Source organism: Bradyrhizobium sp. ISRA442 (genome assembly GCF_038085055.1).
Taxonomy (GTDB): Bacteria; Pseudomonadota; Alphaproteobacteria; order Rhizobiales; family Xanthobacteraceae; genus Bradyrhizobium.
This window is the reverse complement of the sequence record NZ_JALGCN010000011.1, coordinates 101,962-118,095: the sequence shown is the minus strand read 5'-3', so window position 1 is coordinate 118,095 and position 16,134 is coordinate 101,962. Positions and strand designations below refer to the sequence as shown.

Sequence of the window (16,134 nt, the reverse complement as noted above, 5' to 3'; positions counted from 1 at the left end):
CATGCCAGCCTAGACATGCTCATAGACCGTCCTCCCGCCGACGATGGTACGCATCACGCGCCCTGTAAAGCGGGCTTCGTCGAACGGGGTGTTCTTGCATGGCGATTTGAGATCGACGGGATCGACGACCCAAGGCGTGTCGGGGTCGACCACGATGACGTCCGCCGGCGCGCCCGGGCGCAAGGTTCCACCCGGCAGGCCAAGCAGCTCGGCAGGCCGGGTCGACATCGCGCGGATCAGCGTCTTCAGTTCCATCTCGCCATTATGCACCAGCCTGAGACCCGCCGGCAGCATGGTCTCGAGGCCGACGGCACCGGAAGCGGCCTCTGCGAACGGCAGGCGCTTGACCTCGACGTCCTGCGGATTGTGGTCGGACATGATGACATCGACGAGGCCCGAGGCCACCGCCGCGACCAGCGCGCGGCGATCGTCCTCAGTGCGCAGCGGCGGCGACAGCTTCAGGAAGGTGCGATAGGGCCCGATGTCGTTCTCGTTCAGCGCGATATTGTTGATCGAGACCGAGGCGCTGACGGAGAGCCCAGCGTCGCGGGCGCGCTTCAAAATGTCGAGGGAGTCGATGCAGGACAGCGAGGCCGCGTGGTAGCGGCCGCCGGTCAGCGCGACGAGCCGCATGTCGCGCTCCAGGATCACCGCTTCTGCGGCGTTGGGGATGCCCATCAGTCCGAGGCGGGTCGCGAATTCGCCTTCGTTCATCACGCCTTCGCCGACGAGATCGGGGTCCTCGGTGTGATGCACAATCAGCGCATCGAAATCGCGGGCATAGGTCAACGCGCGGCGCATCACCTGCGCGTTGGTCACGCTCCTGTCGCCATCGCTGAAGGCGACGGCGCCGGCGGCCTTGAGCAGGCCGAACTCGGTCATTTCCTCGCCGCGCAGACCCTTCGTCAGTGCGGCCATCGGCTGGATATTGACGATCGCGGTGTCGCGGGCTCTGCGCATCACGAAATCGACGGTTGCCGAATTGTCGATGACGGGCGAGGTGTCGGGCTGGCAGATGATGGTGGTGACGCCGCCGGTCGCGGCCGCCTGGCTTGCGGAGGCGAAGGTCTCGCGGTGGCTGAAGCCCGGCTCGCCGACGAAGGCGCGCATGTCGACGAGGCCCGGGGCGACGATCTTGCCGGAGCAGTTGACGATGTCGGTGCCTTCGGGGACGCCGGCTGCGCCGATGCCGCGCCGGGTCTCGCGGATGATGCCATCGGCAATCAGGACGTCGCCGATGCCGTCGAAATCCCGTGAGGGATCGACGACGCGGGCGTTGGCGAGCAGGATGGGGCGGCGGTCGATCAGCATCGGCATCACGCGTTCGGCAAGTTGCGGGCGAGCGCTTCCAGTACGGCCATGCGCACGGCGACGCCCATTTCCACTTGTTCGCGGATCAGGGACTGCGCCCCGTCGGCGACGGCGGAGTCGATCTCCACGCCACGGTTCATGGGACCGGGATGCATCACAAGTGCGTCCGGCTTGGCGTAAGCGAGCTTCTTCTGGTCGAGCCCGAAATAGTTGAAGTACTCGCTTGACGACGGCACGAAGGAGCCGTTCATCCGCTCGCGCTGGAGCCGCAGCATCATGACGATGTCGGCGCCCTCCAGCCCCTCGCGCATGTCGCGCGCGACCTCGACGCCCATCCGCTCGATCCCGGGCGGCAGCAGCGTGGAGGGGCCGACGACGCGGACGCGGGCGCCCATGGTGTTGAGCAGGATGATGTTGGAGCGGGCAACGCGCGAATGCAGCACGTCGCCGCAGATCGCGACCACGAGTCCCTCGATCCGGCCCTTGTTGCGGCGGATGGTCAGCGCGTCGAGCAGGGCTTGCGTGGGATGCTCATGCGCGCCGTCGCCGGCATTGATCACGGAACCGTCAACTTTGCGCGCCAGCAGTTCCACCGCGCCGGAGGCGTGATGGCGCACCACCAGGATGTCCGGATGCATCGCGTTCAACGTGACCGCGGTGTCCATCAGCGTTTCGCCCTTGCGGATCGAGGACGATGACACCGACATGTTCATGACGTCGGCGCCCAGCCGCTTGCCGGCAAGCTCGAACGAGGACTGGGTCCGGGTCGAGGCCTCGAAGAACAGGTTCACTTGCGTCCGTCCACGCAGGACGGTGCGCTTCTTGTCAACCTGGCGGTTGAGCTCGACATACTCTTCGGACAGGTCGAGAAGGCCGGTGATGTCGGCCGCGGAAAGGCCCTCGATGCCCAGCAAATGCCGGTGGCCGAGGACGAAGGTCGATTTCGATGTCATTAAAAGCAGAGCTATAGGCGGGGATGGGTGAGGGGGCAAGGGCCAAAGCTGAGGAAGTGAGTTATCCCCCGATCAGTCCCGGGTGTCGTGCGGCGCGCCCCTATCTGATGTGTCGCAGTTCTCCGTCATGCCTGGGCTTGTCTCGGACATCCACGCCCTTTTTGCGTCAAATGCGATAGAAGATCGTGGACGGCCGGGCATAGGCGAGCGGAAGCGACGCCGTCCTTCGGACGGCTATGCCCGGCCATGACGATGTGGGGGCTTTCGTTGAAGACAACTCTGACAGCGCTCTTGGCCGCAATAACGATCAGCGCAGCCCACGCCCAGTCGCTGCCCGGCGGCTTCGTCTATTTACGCGACATCGATCCCACGATCATCCAGGACATCCGCTACGCCTCCGCCAACAATTTCGTCGGCCGTCCACTCAATGGCTATGGCGCGGGCGAGTGCGTGGTGAAGCGGGAGGTTGGGATGCGGCTGAAGGCGGTTCAGCAGGAACTCGCCAGCCAAAATCTCTCGCTCAAGATGTTCGACTGCTACCGGCCGGCGCGCGCGTCCCTTGACATGGTCGCGTGGTCGCAGAACGGGCGGGAGACGGCCGCCGAGCGGCGCTACAATCCAAAAATTCCCAAGACCGAGCTGTTTCGCCTCGGCTACATCGCGAGCCGCTCGCAGCATTCCACCGGCGCCGCGCTCGACCTGACGCTGGTCGATCTCAAGGCCGACAATTCCGCCAAATTCGATCGATCAAAAGCCTATGCCGACTGCACCGCGCCGGTCGAGGCCCGGCCACCCGAAGGCAGCGTCGACATGGGCACCGGCTACGACTGCACCGACGTGAAGGGCCACACTGCGGCACGGTCGATCACGCCGGAGCAGCGCGCCTGGCGCAAGAGGCTGGTGGCCGCCATGGCCAGGCAAGGCTTTGTGAACTATTCGAAGGAGTGGTGGCATTTTTCCCTGCCGGGGGCAGGCGGGGCGGCCTATGATTTCCCGATCCAGCCGCGGCGGAACTGATTCCGGTCCGAGGACACGCCATGACCCAGCCGAGCTTCGCAACCCACGAGGTCTTCAACCAGTCGCCGCCCTTCGAGGACGTCGATCTCTTTGGAACGGACCGTCCTCTGGTCGAGGCGGTGAAGGCCAATGGCGGTGCCGCCGCGGAACAGGAGCTCTCCGACTTCGGCAAGCACTGGGGCTCGGCGGCGATGGCCGAGCGCGGGCGCGTGGCCAACGAGAACACACCAAAGCTGCGCACCTTCGATTCCAAAGGCAACCGCCGCGACCAGGTCGAGTTTCATCCCGCCTATCATGAGTTGATGGCGCACAGCGCGCATGCCGGCGTGCACAATTCCACCTGGACTGTGGATGGGAAACCTTCGGGCGATGCTGCCGAGGTCATCCGCGCGGCAAGATTCTACATCGCCGCGCAGGTCGAGACCGGCCATCTCTGCCCGATCACGATGACGCGTGCCTCCGTCGCAGCGCTGGCGCTGCAACCCGACTTGCTTGCGCGCGTGATGCCGGTGCTGTCGACGCAAAGCTATGATCCTGCCTTCGCGCCATGGTGGCAGAAGCGCGGCATGACGCTCGGCATGGGCATGACCGAGAAGCAGGGTGGCACCGACGTCCGCGCCAACATGAGCCGCGCCGCGCGCGATGGGAACGCCTATCGCATCACGGGCCACAAATGGTTCATGTCCGCGCCGATGTGCGATGCCTTTCTCGTGCTCGCGCAGGCCGAGAACGGGTTGACCTGCTTCTTCATGCCGCGCTTTGCACCGGACGGATCGGTGAACGCGCTCCAGTTCCAGCGGCTGAAGGAAAAGCTCGGTAATCGCTCGAATGCCTCATCGGAGGTCGAGTTCGTCGGCGCCTATGCCGAACGGGTGGGCGAGGAGGGCAAGGGCATCCGCACCATCATCCAGATGGTGCAGCTCACGCGGCAGGACTGCGCGATCGCCTCCAGCGGACTGATGCGTTCGGGCCTTGCCCACGGGCTGCACCATGCACGTCATCGCAGCGTGTTCCAGAAGCATCTGGCCGATCAGCCGCTGATGCAGGCGGTGCTGTCGGACATGGCGCTGCATGTGGAAGCGAGCGTCGCCTTGGTGATGCGCCTCTGCCGCGCCTTCGATCGCACGCCGCGCGATCCGACCGAAGCCGCCTACATGCGGCTGCTGACGCCCGCGATCAAATACTGGACCTGCAAGAGCGCACCAGGCTTCCTCTACGAGGCGATGGAATGCCTCGGCGGCAACGGCTACGTCGAAGAGGGCATTTTGGCGCGCCACTATCGCGAGGCGCCGGTCAACGCGATCTGGGAAGGTTCGGGCAACGTGATGTGTCTCGACGTGCTCCGTGCGCTGGCGCGGGAGCCGGATGCGGCGATGGCGGTGCTGCAGGGTCTTGTTGCGGAGGCAAAGGGCTTGTCCGGAGCAGGTGAGGCCGCCGCTTTCATCGGCAACACTTTTCGCCGCGCGGATGGCGAGCGCGTCGCGCGCCTTGCGGTCGAGAAGCTTGCACTGCTTGCCGCCGCCGCCGCGCTCAACGGCGTCTCACCCCGCCACGGCGAGCTGTTCGCCGCCACGCGCCTCGCCGCGAACCACGCCAGCATGTATGGCGCGGTGGAGCTGGAGAGCGGAGATGTTCGGGCGCTGCTGGAACGGGCGCTGCCGTGAATTCTCCGGCGACTTGTTGCTCCGTCTTTCCGGATTTGCCCTTTGGGCGCCCCGGAATGACAGCTTCCTAACGAAAGCCTCCTGATGGACACCCTCAATCCCGAACACCCGCCACTGATCATGACCCCTGCGGAGCACGCGCCGCGCGTCTGGAAATTCTGGGGCACGGCGCTGTGGGGCCTCCTCGTCTTCGTCGCGATGTTCGTCGGGCAGGTCGGGGCGATCGTCCTTCTCGTGGCGCTTCGCGGCTACCCGATCAACCTGGCCTCGATTGAGCTCGTCGGGCACGAGCCTCAGGCGCTCGCGCTGTCGGTGATCATGGGCCTGCCGGCGACGCTGGCGGCGGTCTGGCTCGCCGTCCGCCTCAAGCGTGCATCCTTCGTCGACTATCTCGCGCTGCGCTGGCCGTCCTGGAAGCAACTCCTGGTCGGCGCCATCGGCCTCATCCTGCTGGTGCTGGCCTGGGAGACGATGTCCCGCGCGCTCGGCCGCGAGGCGACACCGGGCTTCATGACCGATCTCCTGAAATCGGGTCGCGACAAGGGAGCAGCAGTGTTGCTGCTGCTCGCCTTCAGCGTCGCCGCGCCGATGTCCGAGGAAGTGCTCGCGCGCGGTTTCCTCTATCGGGGCTGGTCGGCAAGCTTCCTGCGCGTGCCCGGCGCGATCATCCTGTCGTCGCTGGTCTGGACGGTCGTGCATCTGCAGTACGACATGTACTTCCTCGCAGAGGTCTTCACGATCGGCGTGTGGTTCGGCTATATGCGCTATCGCGCCAACTCGCTGTGGCTCACCATCGTGCTGCATGCGCTGAACAATATGACCGCGGTGGTGCTGACGATGTGGCTGGGCAGTTAGGCGGGCGCTTGCCACAAGTTCTGTGACGATCCGATAGGTACCTCGCCGCCACCGGCGCCATTGGTCATTGACGGCCGGCAAAACGGTTCTGTACTCTGGGTAGAGTAAATATTTTACTCTCTTAAGAGTTGTCTTTTATGGCGGATCTCAAAAACGTTAGCGGTCGCGTCCCAGTCTCGCCGTTGGCGCGTCGGACCTGGGACTTCTGGGAGACAACGCTCATAGCCTTGATCGCAGATGGCGCTTTCGTTCTGACGGGCGGAGTGGTCGTGAGCATCATCCTGGCCGTCAAAGCCGGGCCGAAGACATTAGCTCCAGGGGAACTCCAGGCGTTGGCGTCACAGGGGCGTTGGTATGGCGTCTGGCTCATCGCGGGGACGTTGCCTGCCATCGCGGTGCTCTGGATTGCGATCCGCATGGCCGGCAGAGAGTTTGGCGAGTATCTCGCTCTGAATTGGCCAACCGGCGGCGAGATAGTGCGCGCCCTCGCCATCACGACGATCTTTTTGTCAATCGAGGGATTCGTGCTCTCGAAGATGGGTGCGGCAGGAGGATATCAGCCCGATCCCATGCTCGTTGTCGGAGGGGCCGCGGGATTGCTCGCGTGGCTCATTGGAGGCTGTATCGCTGGACCTCTCGTCGAAGAGTTTGTTGTTCGCGGCTTCTTGTTCCGCGGCTGGTCGCAATCTTCTCTGGGCCCGATCGGGGCTATTGTCCTGACATCCGCAGTATGGGCAATGAACCATACCCAGTACGATTGGTTCGGGCGCCTGCTTATTTTCGCTTTCGGACTTGTTCTTGGCTACCTTCGATGGACCAGCAATTCCACATGGCCCACGGTGGTGGCCCATTCGGCCTGCAACACCTTCATCCTTTTTACATTGGGGCGCTACGTCTAGCGCGCAGCAACCAGCGCGATCGTGATCGGCATCGTCACCGCTGCCAAAATCGTCTGCAGCGTGATGATCTGCGCCAGCAGCGGCGCGTCGCCGCCCATCTGGCGGGCGAGCACATAGGCGCTGGGCGAGGTCGGCACCGCGGCGCAGATCGCGACGATCGCGAGGCTGTTGCCGGTCAGGCCGAACCAGGCGGCCAGCGCCAGTGCGAGCACGGGCATCAGCACCAGCTTGAACACCACGCCGATCGCTGCGCTCGCGCTGGGGCGAAGCAGGCCTTTGAGGTGCAGGCCGGCGCCGGTGACGAGCAGGCCGATTGCGAGTGAGGAGCGGCTCAGCGCATCCGCGACATCGTGCCAGATTTTTGGTAGCGGCAAATGGACGAGGTTGATGAAAAGACCGATGGCGCAGGCCCAGATCAGGGGATTGCACGCCACCGTCATGACGATGGCGCGCGCCGATTGCTTTTCCGGCGCGGCGTAGTGCGCGAGCACGGCGACGCTGAACACGTTGACCAGCGGAATGATTGCGACCATCGCCACCGAGGCGAGCGCCAGCCCGACATCGCCGAACATATTGGCCGAGACGGAGAGCGCCACGTAGGTCTGCCAGCGGGTCGCGCCCTGGAAGATCGAAGAGAAGGCCGGGCCATCGATCTGGAGCCGCGCCAGGGCAGGGCGCAGCGCGAGGCACAGCAGCGACATCGTGAGCACTGACAACAGCAGCGCGCCTCCGACGCCGGCGACCGGCACCTTGCCGAGGTCGGCCCTCACCAGCGTCTGGATCAGGAGCATCGGAAACAGCACGAAATAGGTCAGCCGCTCCAGCCCGTGCCATTGCGTGTCGAGCGGCATCAGGGTGCGCTTGAGCACGACGCCGAGCACGATGAGGATGAAGACCGGCAGAAGTGCCGCGATCACGACAATCATTGATCAGCCGGTCCCGAGGCTGCGCGGAGATTGGCGAGCCTGTCGAGCGCGCCCTGCAGGATGAAGATCGCGGCGTGCTCGTCGATGACCTCGGCGCGCTTGGCGCGGCTGACGTCCATGCCGATCAGCTCCCGCTCGACCGCTGCCGTCGAGAGGCGCTCGTCCCACAAGCCGATCGGCAGCTCCGTGAGGCCGGCGAGGTTGCGAGCGAAGGCGCGGGTCGATTGCGCGCGTGGTCCCTCGCTGCCATCCATGTTGATGGGCAGTCCGAGCACGAAGCCGGCTGCCTTGCGCTCGCTCGCGATCGCAAGCAGCCGGCCTGCGTCCTGCTTGAACGCCTTGCGCTGGATGGTCTCGACCCCGGTCGCGAGCCGGCGGTCAGGATCGGAGACGGCGACGCCGATGGTCTTGGTGCCGAGGTCAAGCCCGATCAGCGCGCCGCGCGCGGACCAGTGGGTTGCAGCATCGACCAGGGACAGGATAGGAGCCGGCATGGCATCAGCGCATAGCATGCGTCGCGCCGCGGAGTGAAGAACAATGGATGCGCTGACCCTATTCGGCCTGTTTGCCGTGACCGCGATGCTGGTCTGCTATGCGATGGAAGACCGCAGCCACTGGTTCGTGCTGCTGTTCGCCGCCTCTGCGCTCGGCTCGGCCTACGGCTTTCTGCAGGGCGCCTGGCCGTTCGGCCTCGTCGAGGCGATCTGGGCCGTCGTCGCGCTACGGCGATGGCATCTCAGGCCGCGATGACGTCGTCGTCCGCCTTGAGGCAGGACACGAAACCGCTGAGCGCGCTGTATTGATGTCCGCTGCGGCGCTGGATGAAGAGCGTCTCCACGCGGGCGTGCGCCGGGTTCAGCGCATGGATCGATACGTTGCCGATCATCGCACTGCGTTCGACCACGGCGCGCGGCAGTAGGCTCACGCCCATATCGGCGGCGACGCAGCCGATCATGCCGTCGAGGGTGCCGAGCTCGAACCGCGCTGCCGACGGCCAGCCGAACTCGACGAAGATCTGCTCGAGCCGTTGGCGGTAGGTGCAGCCGGTGCGGAACACCAGCGCCGTCGGCCCTGACTCGGGCGTAGCGGCGCGCAGCTCCTTCAGCGACGTCCAGCGCCGCGCGCTGACCAGCACCAGCTCTTCGCGGAACGCGGTGACGGTCACGAGCTCGGCGTGCTCGATCGGTCCGGCGACAAAGGCACCGTCGAGGACGCCGTCGAGCACGGCGGCGACGAGGTCGGCGGTGGTCGCCGTGCGCAGCGTCAGCCGCACCGCGGGGAAGCGGCGGTGGAAATCGGCGAGCAGCGGCGGCAGCCGCACGGCGGCGGTGGTCTCCATCGAGCCGATCGCCAGCGGCCCCTTTGGCTCGCCATCGTCCCGCGCGGCGAGCACAGCCTCATGCGACAACGCCGCCATCTTCTGCGCGTAGGGCAGGAGACGTTTGCCGGCGGCGGTCAATGTCATGCCGCGGCTGTGCCGCTCGAACAGCGGCGTGCCGATCTCGGCCTCCAGCGCCTTGACCCGCTGGGTGACGTTCGACTGCACGGTGTTGAGCTCTTCGGCGGCGCGGGTGATGCCCCCGGCGCGGGCCACTGCGGCAAAGGTCTTGATATCGCTGAGTTCCATGGTCTCGTTTCGATTCCGAGATGGCACCGTTCACAAGAATTCAATTTTCGAGAATGCTATTCGCGCCTAGTCTTGCTGTCCAGAGTGGGAGGACTCATGCCGATCACCACGCCGCTGACGGAGCTGCTCGGGATCACGCATCCGATCCTGTCGGCGCCCATGGATACGATCGCGGGCAGCCGGCTGACCCGCGCCGTCAGCGATGCCGGCGGCTTCGGCATCCTGGGTGGCGGCTATGGCGACCGGGCCCGGCTCGAGGCCGACACCGCCAGGCTGAAAGGCTTTTCGCCGTTCGGCATTGGCTTCATCACCTGGAGCCTTGCAAGGCAGCCCGATCTTCTCGATATCGCGCTCGACGCTGGGCCGCAGGCCGTCATGCTGTCGTTCGGCGATCCCACGCCGTTTGCATCGCGCATCAGGGCGCGCGGTGCGCGATTGATCTGCCAGGTCCAGAGCGAGGGCATGGCGAAGCAGGCGCTGGACGCCGGCGCGGAGATCCTGATCGCGCAGGGCACTGAAGCCGGCGGCCATGGCGCATCGCGCACCACGGTCGACATCGTGCCGGCAGTCGTCGATCTTGCAGCCGGGCGCGTGCCGGTGGTTGCGGCCGGCGGCATCGCCGATGGTCGCGGCTTGGCGGCGATGATGATGCTCGGCGCGTCCGGCGTGTTGATCGGGACGCGCTTCTACGCGAGCGTGGAGGCCGACGGCGCGGAGGAGGCGAAGCAGCGCATTCGCGCGGCGAACGCCAACGACACCGTGCGCGGCGTCATCGTCGATTGGTCGCGGAGCCTGTTCTGGCCGGCGCCGTTCACCGCACGCACGCTGGTCAATGATCATATCCGGCGATGGACCGGCCGCGAGATCGAGCTCATGCAGCGAGCAGGCGAGGTCGCCGTGGAGTATGCTGCGGCGAAAGCCGCAGGCAATTTTGAGATCGCAGCCGTCTTTGCCGGCGAGGCCGTCGGCTTGATCCATGATATTCCGCCCGCCGCCGAGATCGTCGAGCGGATCGCGACCGAAGCAGAGCAACTTCTTGCCGGCCGGCGCAATTCGGCGGGAGGTGCCTTTCCTTCTCCCCTTGTGGGAGAAGGTGGCGCGGATGCAATCCGCGCCGGATGAGGGGTCTGTCTCCGCGGATACAAACCCCTCACCCGGCGCCTTCGGCGCCACCCTCTCCCACAAGGGGAGAGGGTTTGCAGCGAGCCAACTAGCGAGAGAAACCATGTGGCCTGACCGTCGACTGATCGACCTCTTCAAGACCGAATTCCCGATCGTGCTGGCTCCGATGGCCGGCGTGATGGATGCGGAGCTTGTGATCGCGGCCGCGCAAGGCGGTGCGCTGGGTTCGCTGCCCTGCGCGATGCTGTCGGCGGAGAAGGCGCGGGAGCAGGTCGGCATCATCCGGCAGCGCGTCGCTGCGCCGGTGAACATGAACTTCTTCTGCCACATGCCGGTCGATCTCACGACTGAAGCCGAAGCACGCTGGAAGCAGCGGCTAGCGGGCTACTACACCGAACACGGCCTCGATCCGGCCGCGCCGATCAATGCCGCCAACCGCGCGCCGTTCGATGCGGCGTTCTGCGAGGTGGTGGAGGAGCTGAAGCCGGAGGTCGTCAGCTTTCATTTCGGTTTGCCGGAGGAGACGCTGCTCAAGCGCGTCAAGGCGGCCGGATGCATCGTCATCTCGTCGGCCACAACGGTCAAGGAAGCAGTCTGGCTCGAGCAGCACGGCGTCGACGCCGTGATCGCGCAGGGCGCGGAGGCGGGCGGTCATCGCGGCATGTTCCTGACGGAGAATATCAGCGAGCAGCCCGGCACCTTCGCGCTGGTGCCGCAGGTCGTCGACGCCGTGAAGGTACCGGTGATCGCCTGCGGCGGCATCGCCGATGGACGCGGGATTGCCGCGGCCTTTGCCCTTGGCGCATCCGGCGTGCAGATCGGCAGTGCCTATCTGCGCTGTCCGGAATCCAAGGTCACCCCCGGCGGCCGCAAGGCGCTCGCCGAGGCGCGGGATGATTCCACCGTCATCACCAATGTGATGACCGGCCGGCCGGCGCGCGGGGTCCAGAACCGACTGATGCGCGAGGTCGGCCCGATCTCGCCGGACGCGCCCGCCTTTCCCCATGCCGCGACCGCACTGGGACCGCTCAAGGCGGCTGCCGAAAAGCAGGGCCGGGTGGATTTCACCAATCTCTGGGCCGGCCAGGCGATCGGCCTGGGCCGCGAGCTGCCGGCGGCCGAATTGACCCGGGAGCTCGCCAAAACGGCGCAGGCCCGCCTGAAAGCGCTGACCGGCTAGGCACCTGCGCCGGTTGCGGTGCAAAACAGGCCTCTGCTATACGGCGGATAGGTTTTGCCGTGAGAGGCCTTATATAATGTCCGTCGACGCTGCTATCGTCCGTCGCATCGCGCATCTGGCGCGTATCGCGGTTTCCGACGACGAGGTTCCGCACTTGCAGGGCGAGCTCAACGCCATGCTCGCCTTTGTCGAACAGCTCTCGGAGGTCAATGTCGAGGGCGTCGAGCCGATGACTTCGGTGACCCCGATGCAGATGAAGAAGCGTCAGGACGTGGTCAACGACGGCGAGATCGCCGACGATATCGTTGCCAATGCGCCGGCGACCGAAGGTCACTTCTTTCTGGTGCCGAAGGTCGTCGAGTAACATAGCGTTTTCAAGCGAAGCGGATTCCGGTTCGCGTGAAGAAAACGCGTCAAGCAAGAGACCGTTAGGAACAGGTCCGATGTGCCTGCTATGCGACGATGAGAAGGCCTACCAGGCCTACATGAACTATCTCGACAAGATGGAGCGGCAGGGCAAGGCTGCCGATCCCAACGTCGCCGTCAATGCCGTCCTCGACGAGCTCGAGGCTGCGGCGAAAGCCTCCGCCAAGAAAGACGACCCGGCCAACGACAAGACCCTGTCTCCGTTCTTCTGCAGCCCGATCAATAAATGACCGATTTGACATCGCTGACGCTCGCCGAGGCCCGCAAGGGGCTCGCCGACAAATCTTTCACGTCACTGGAATTGACCGACGCGCATCTCGGCGCGATGGAAGCCGCGCGCGTGCTCAACGCCTTCGTCATGGAGACGCCGGACCAGGCGCGCGCCATGGCCCGCGAGGCCGATACCAAGATCGCCAAGGGCGATGCCGGCCCGCTCGCCGGCATTCCCCTCGGCATCAAGGACCTCTTTGCGACCAAGGGCGTGCGCACCACGGCGTGCTCGAAGATCCTCGGCAACTTCGTGCCGACCTATGAATCGACGATCACCTCGCAGCTCTGGCGCGACGGCGCGGTGATGCTCGGCAAGCTCAACAACGACGAGTTCGCAATGGGCTCGTCGAACGAGACCTCCTGCTTCGGTCCCGTCGGCAATCCGTGGCGGCGCGATGGCTCCAACACCACGCTGGTGCCAGGCGGCTCGTCCGGCGGCTCGGCGTCGGCGGTGGCCGCGCTGCTCTGCATGGGCGCGACCGCGACCGACACCGGCGGCTCGATTCGCCAGCCGGCAGCCTTCACCGCGACCGTCGGTATCAAGCCGACCTATGGCCGCTGCTCGCGCTGGGGCATCGTCGCCTTTGCCTCCTCGCTCGATCAGGCCGGTCCAATCGCGCGCAGCGTGCGTGACGCCGCGATGCTGCTGCGCTCGATGGCCGGTCACGACCCGAAGGATACGACCTCCGTCGACATCGCGGTGCCGGACTACGAGGCTGCGATCGGCAAGTCCGTGAAGGGCATGAAGATCGGTATCCCCAAGGAATATCGGCTCGACGGCATGCCGGCCGAGATCGAGAAGCTCTGGAGCGAGGGCGCGGCCTGGCTGAAGGCCGCCGGCGCCGAACTCGTCGAGGTGTCGTTGCCGCACACCAAGTATGCGCTGCCGGCCTACTACATCGTGGCGCCGGCGGAAGCCTCCTCCAACCTCGCGCGCTATGACGGTGTGCGCTACGGCCTGCGCGAGCAGGGCAGGAACATCATCGGGATGTACGAGAACACCCGCGCCGAAGGCTTTGGCGCCGAGGTGAAGCGGCGCGTCATGATCGGCACCTATGTGCTGTCGGCCGGCTACTACGATGCCTATTACCTGCGCGCGCAAAAGGTGCGCACGCTGATCAAGAAGGACTTTGAGGATTGCTTCGCCAAGGGTGTCGACGCCATCCTCACGCCGGCAACGCCGTCAGCCGCCTTCGGCATCGGCGAGAAGGGCGGCGCCGATCCGGTCGAGATGTACCTGAACGACATCTTCACGGTGACCGTGAACATGGCGGGCCTGCCCGGCATCGCCGTGCCCGCGGGCAGGGATGCGCAAGGTTTGCCGCTCGGCTTGCAGCTTATAGGCCGTCCCTTCGACGAGGAGACGCTGTTCTCGCTCGGCGAGGTGATCGAGCAGGCGGCCGGCCGCTTCACGCCCGTGAGGTGGTGGTGAGTTTGGCGGCGTACATCGCCAGCCTCGACGGCGCCGCGCCCGCGCCGGATCTCAGCGCGCCGCTGGCAGGCCTCTGGTGGGCCGCCAAGGGCGACTGGGACCAGGCGCACAAGATCGTTCAGGACGAGGACAGCCGCGAGGCGGCCTGGGTGCATGCGTACTTGCACCGCGTCGAGGGCGATCTCGGCAATGCCGGCTACTGGTACCGCCAGGCGGGCCAGCCTGCGGCAAAGGATTCATTGCAGGCGGAGTGGGAGCGGATTGCTGCCACGCTGCTCGGGAGCACGACATGAGCACGGCCACGCACAAGCTTCTCAAAGGCGCCACCGGCGACTGGGAGATGGTCATCGGCATGGAGATCCACGCCCAGGTGACGTCGAGCTCAAAACTGTTCTCGGGCGCATCCACTGCGTTCGGCGGCGATCCGAACACGCACGTCTCTCTCGTCGACGCGGCGATGCCCGGCATGCTACCCGTGATCAACGAGGAATGCGTCAGGCAGGCTGTCCGGACCGGGCTTGGCCTGAACGCGAAGATCAACCTGCGCTCGGTGTTCGATCGCAAGAACTATTTCTATCCAGATTCACCGCAGGGCTACCAGATCAGCCAGTACAAGTCGCCGGTCGTGGGCGAAGGCGAGGTGCTGGTCGAGCTCGACGGCGGCCGCAGCGTCACCGTCGGCATCGAGCGGCTGCATCTGGAGCAGGACGCCGGCAAATTGCTGCACGACCAATCGCCGTCCATGTCCTATGTCGATCTCAACCGCTGCGGCGTGGCGCTGATGGAGATCGTCTCCAAGCCCGATATCCGCGATGCCGAGCAGGCCAAGGCCTATGTGACCAAGCTGCGCTCGATCCTGCGCTATCTCGGCACCTGCGACGGCGACATGGAGAAGGGCAACCTGCGCGCCGACGTCAACGTCTCGGTGCGCAAGCCCGGCGGTCCGCTCGGCACCCGCTGCGAGATCAAGAACATGAACTCGATCAACTTCATCGGCCAGGCGATCGAGTACGAGGCGCGGCGCCAGATCGAGATCCTCGAGGACGGCGGCGAGATCGAGCAGGAGACGCGGCTCTACGACCCCACCAAGGGCGAGACGCGCTCGATGCGGTCCAAGGAAGAGGCGCACGACTATCGCTACTTCCCCGACCCCGATCTCTTGCCGCTCGAGTTCAGCCAGGCCTTCGTCGACGAGCTGAAGGCGAAGCTTCCCGAGCTGCCGGACCAGAAGAAAGCGCGTTTCGTCGCCGACTTCGGTCTCTCCGCCTACGACGCCAGCGTGCTGGTCGCCGAGCGCGAGAGCGCTGTGTTCTATGAGACGGCGCTGGACCGGCTCGCCAACCGCGCGCGCGACGGCAAGCTGGTGGCGAACTGGGTGATCAACGAGCTGTTCGGCCGTCTCAACAAGGAAGGCCGGGACATTGCGAGCTCACCCGTCACGTCCGAGCAGCTTGCCGCGATCGTCGATCTGATCGGCGAGGGCACGATCAGCGGAAAGATCGCCAAGGATCTGTTCGAGATCGTCTGGCAAGAAGGCGGCGATCCCCGCGCGCTGGTCGAAAGCCGCGGCATGAAGCAGGTCACCGACCTCTCGGCGATCGAGAAGGTGGTCGACGACATCATCGCGTCCAATCCCGACAAGGTCGCGCAGGTGAAAGACAAGCCGCAGGCGCTCGGCTGGTTCGTCGGTCAGGTGATGAAGTCGTCCGGCGGCAAGGCCAATCCCCAAGCCGTCAACGATCTGCTAAAGTCCAAGCTCGGCCTCTGACATGTCGCGGTGACGGCGCGCCGTCACCGCGAGCGAGCCTTCGCGCATCCGTCTCGCGCACACGACGACAGCGACCATCGCCCCGATCACGCTCTTCAAGCCCAACCGAATCGCCGTCTTCGATTCGCGTGAAAGGCGGCTTCGAACGCGCGCCGGGGAGCGCCGGCGGCGTTAAGCATGAAAATATTTTCGTTGCCAAAAGTCACGACTCAGAGTCCGCGCAAAGCCTTTCCCGCGCCTTCGAGCGAGTCGCAGCGCACATCTCCGCAATGATCGCGTGCGAAGCACGAGTGCAGAAAAATACTTGCTGCATAGGGTTTTCGTGCAATCGCAATGCACAGCGACGATGAGGCTGCAGGCGCCTTCTGCAATCGCAAGCGTGCGTCCTGCGGCGCGTTCACACCGAGCGCGCAAGGCGCGCGCGGCTTGCTGCGTCAACACTTCCTTAAGCGAGACGCTGTTTTTTTCGTTGTGTTGGTGTATTCGGGATGAAGTGCATTCGATCCCCGAATGCACGCAGCGATTAAAGCCATCTCACACATCGGAGGGCAACATGGCCAAGAAAGCGAAGAAGGCGAAGAAGGCGAAGAGCGCAGTGAAGAAGACTGCGAAGAAGACCCGCAAGGTCGCGAAGAAGAAGAAGTAACTTCGCTACTGAAGTTGCCGGCTCCTCGATAGCCGGCA

17 protein-coding genes are annotated in these 16,134 nt (G+C 65.2%); 12 read left to right on the top strand and 5 right to left on the bottom strand.

Features of this window, described 5'->3' with window-relative positions:
- Positions 1–9: 9 nt before the first annotated feature.
- The gene (locus tag MTR72_RS23165; protein WP_280970959.1) at positions 10–1,311 is read right to left on the bottom strand and encodes a dihydroorotase; all 1,302 of its coding nucleotides are present in this window, start codon (positions 1,309–1,311) and stop codon (positions 10–12) included.
- A gap of 5 nt (positions 1,312–1,316) precedes the next feature.
- Complete coding sequence (locus MTR72_RS23160; RefSeq protein ID WP_280970496.1) at positions 1,317–2,264, bottom strand: aspartate carbamoyltransferase catalytic subunit; 948 nt, start codon at positions 2,262–2,264, stop codon at positions 1,317–1,319.
- 252 nt (positions 2,265–2,516) lie between these two features.
- Between MTR72_RS23160 and MTR72_RS23155 the strand changes: the two genes are divergently transcribed.
- The 4 genes from MTR72_RS23155 to MTR72_RS23140 all read left to right on the top strand — a co-directional run bounded on the left by MTR72_RS23155 (position 2,517) and on the right by MTR72_RS23140 (position 6,699).
- Positions 2,517–3,281: a M15 family metallopeptidase gene (locus MTR72_RS23155; protein WP_445819622.1), complete on the top strand. Its 765-nt coding sequence runs from the start codon at positions 2,517–2,519 to the stop codon at positions 3,279–3,281.
- A gap of 20 nt (positions 3,282–3,301) precedes the next feature.
- Positions 3,302–4,945, top strand: a complete 1,644-nt coding sequence (locus tag MTR72_RS23150; RefSeq protein WP_341511080.1) for an acyl-CoA dehydrogenase family protein — start codon at positions 3,302–3,304, stop codon at positions 4,943–4,945.
- Positions 4,946–5,029: 84 nt separating this feature from the next.
- Entirely contained in the window at positions 5,030–5,800 is a 771-nt protein-coding gene (locus tag MTR72_RS23145; protein WP_341511079.1) for a CPBP family intramembrane glutamic endopeptidase, read from the top strand.
- Positions 5,801–6,069: 269 nt separating this feature from the next.
- A complete protein-coding gene (locus MTR72_RS23140; protein WP_341511078.1) occupies positions 6,070–6,699 on the top strand; it encodes a CPBP family intramembrane glutamic endopeptidase in 630 nt (209 codons plus the stop codon).
- Here MTR72_RS23140 and MTR72_RS23135 read toward each other — a convergent pair.
- Together MTR72_RS23135 and ruvX are read right to left on the bottom strand one after the other, a co-directional pair.
- Positions 6,696–7,625: an AEC family transporter gene (locus MTR72_RS23135; protein WP_280970501.1), complete on the bottom strand. Its 930-nt coding sequence runs from the start codon at positions 7,623–7,625 to the stop codon at positions 6,696–6,698. The two genes, MTR72_RS23140 and MTR72_RS23135, sit on opposite strands and share 4 nt — an antisense overlap.
- Entirely contained in the window at positions 7,622–8,119 is a 498-nt protein-coding gene (gene ruvX / locus MTR72_RS23130) for a Holliday junction resolvase RuvX (protein ID WP_280970502.1), read from the bottom strand. Before ruvX ends, MTR72_RS23135 begins: the two co-directional genes overlap by 4 nt.
- Before the next feature lie 43 nt (positions 8,120–8,162).
- Here ruvX and MTR72_RS23125 point away from each other — a divergent pair, with 43 nt between their 5' ends.
- The gene (locus tag MTR72_RS23125) at positions 8,163–8,375 is read left to right on the top strand and encodes a hypothetical protein (protein ID WP_280970503.1); all 213 of its coding nucleotides are present in this window, start codon (positions 8,163–8,165) and stop codon (positions 8,373–8,375) included.
- Here the strand turns inward: MTR72_RS23125 and MTR72_RS23120 are convergent.
- Positions 8,362–9,252 carry a LysR family transcriptional regulator gene (locus MTR72_RS23120; protein ID WP_341511077.1) on the bottom strand — a complete coding sequence of 297 codons (891 nt, stop codon included), beginning with the start codon at positions 9,250–9,252 and terminating at the stop codon, positions 8,362–8,364. The two genes, MTR72_RS23125 and MTR72_RS23120, sit on opposite strands and share 14 nt — an antisense overlap.
- A 96-nt stretch (positions 9,253–9,348) precedes the next feature.
- Here MTR72_RS23120 and MTR72_RS23115 point away from each other — a divergent pair, with 96 nt between their 5' ends.
- The 7 genes from MTR72_RS23115 (at position 9,349) to gatB (ending at position 15,450) form a co-directional block, all read left to right on the top strand.
- Positions 9,349–10,374, top strand: a complete 1,026-nt coding sequence (locus tag MTR72_RS23115) for an NAD(P)H-dependent flavin oxidoreductase (RefSeq protein ID WP_341511076.1) — start codon at positions 9,349–9,351, stop codon at positions 10,372–10,374.
- A gap of 103 nt (positions 10,375–10,477) precedes the next feature.
- Positions 10,478–11,554 carry an NAD(P)H-dependent flavin oxidoreductase gene (locus tag MTR72_RS23110; protein ID WP_341511075.1) on the top strand — a complete coding sequence of 359 codons (1,077 nt, stop codon included), beginning with the start codon at positions 10,478–10,480 and terminating at the stop codon, positions 11,552–11,554.
- A gap of 76 nt (positions 11,555–11,630) precedes the next feature.
- Positions 11,631–11,918: an Asp-tRNA(Asn)/Glu-tRNA(Gln) amidotransferase subunit GatC gene (gatC, locus tag MTR72_RS23105; protein ID WP_280970507.1), complete on the top strand. Its 288-nt coding sequence runs from the start codon at positions 11,631–11,633 to the stop codon at positions 11,916–11,918.
- A 79-nt stretch (positions 11,919–11,997) separates the two neighbouring features.
- A complete protein-coding gene (locus MTR72_RS23100) occupies positions 11,998–12,210 on the top strand; it encodes a hypothetical protein (RefSeq protein WP_280970508.1) in 213 nt (70 codons plus the stop codon).
- Positions 12,207–13,682: an Asp-tRNA(Asn)/Glu-tRNA(Gln) amidotransferase subunit GatA gene (gene gatA, locus MTR72_RS23095; protein ID WP_341511074.1), complete on the top strand. Its 1,476-nt coding sequence runs from the start codon at positions 12,207–12,209 to the stop codon at positions 13,680–13,682. Before MTR72_RS23100 ends, gatA begins: the two co-directional genes overlap by 4 nt.
- Positions 13,673–13,975, top strand: a complete 303-nt coding sequence (locus MTR72_RS23090; RefSeq protein ID WP_341511073.1) for a hypothetical protein — start codon at positions 13,673–13,675, stop codon at positions 13,973–13,975. The genes gatA and MTR72_RS23090 overlap by 10 nt, the downstream gene beginning before the upstream one ends.
- Positions 13,972–15,450, top strand: coding sequence for an Asp-tRNA(Asn)/Glu-tRNA(Gln) amidotransferase subunit GatB (gene gatB / locus MTR72_RS23085; protein ID WP_341511072.1), 1,479 nt, complete (start codon positions 13,972–13,974; stop codon positions 15,448–15,450). The genes MTR72_RS23090 and gatB overlap by 4 nt, the downstream gene beginning before the upstream one ends.
- Positions 15,451–16,134: the final 684 nt, after the last annotated feature.

Coding starts and splice junctions, on each gene's coding strand:
- MTR72_RS23165 (WP_280970959.1), bottom strand. CDS start 1,311: ATGCTGATCGACCGCCGCCCCATCCTGCTCGCCAACGCCCGCGTCGTC.
- MTR72_RS23125 (WP_280970503.1), top strand. CDS start 8,163: ATGGATGCGCTGACCCTATTCGGCCTGTTTGCCGTGACCGCGATGCTG.
- gatC (WP_280970507.1), top strand. CDS start 11,631: ATGTCCGTCGACGCTGCTATCGTCCGTCGCATCGCGCATCTGGCGCGT.
- gatB (WP_341511072.1), top strand. CDS start 13,972: ATGAGCACGGCCACGCACAAGCTTCTCAAAGGCGCCACCGGCGACTGG.
- MTR72_RS23150 (WP_341511080.1), top strand. CDS start 3,302: ATGACCCAGCCGAGCTTCGCAACCCACGAGGTCTTCAACCAGTCGCCG.
- MTR72_RS23115 (WP_341511076.1), top strand. CDS start 9,349: ATGCCGATCACCACGCCGCTGACGGAGCTGCTCGGGATCACGCATCCG.
- MTR72_RS23110 (WP_341511075.1), top strand. CDS start 10,478: ATGTGGCCTGACCGTCGACTGATCGACCTCTTCAAGACCGAATTCCCG.
- MTR72_RS23145 (WP_341511079.1), top strand. CDS start 5,030: ATGGACACCCTCAATCCCGAACACCCGCCACTGATCATGACCCCTGCG.
- ruvX (WP_280970502.1), bottom strand. CDS start 8,119: ATGCCGGCTCCTATCCTGTCCCTGGTCGATGCTGCAACCCACTGGTCC.
- MTR72_RS23100 (WP_280970508.1), top strand. CDS start 11,998: ATGTGCCTGCTATGCGACGATGAGAAGGCCTACCAGGCCTACATGAAC.
- MTR72_RS23160 (WP_280970496.1), bottom strand. CDS start 2,264: ATGACATCGAAATCGACCTTCGTCCTCGGCCACCGGCATTTGCTGGGC.
- MTR72_RS23135 (WP_280970501.1), bottom strand. CDS start 7,625: ATGATTGTCGTGATCGCGGCACTTCTGCCGGTCTTCATCCTCATCGTG.
- MTR72_RS23120 (WP_341511077.1), bottom strand. CDS start 9,252: ATGGAACTCAGCGATATCAAGACCTTTGCCGCAGTGGCCCGCGCCGGG.
- gatA (WP_341511074.1), top strand. CDS start 12,207: ATGACCGATTTGACATCGCTGACGCTCGCCGAGGCCCGCAAGGGGCTC.
- MTR72_RS23155 (WP_445819622.1), top strand. CDS start 2,517: ATGTGGGGGCTTTCGTTGAAGACAACTCTGACAGCGCTCTTGGCCGCA.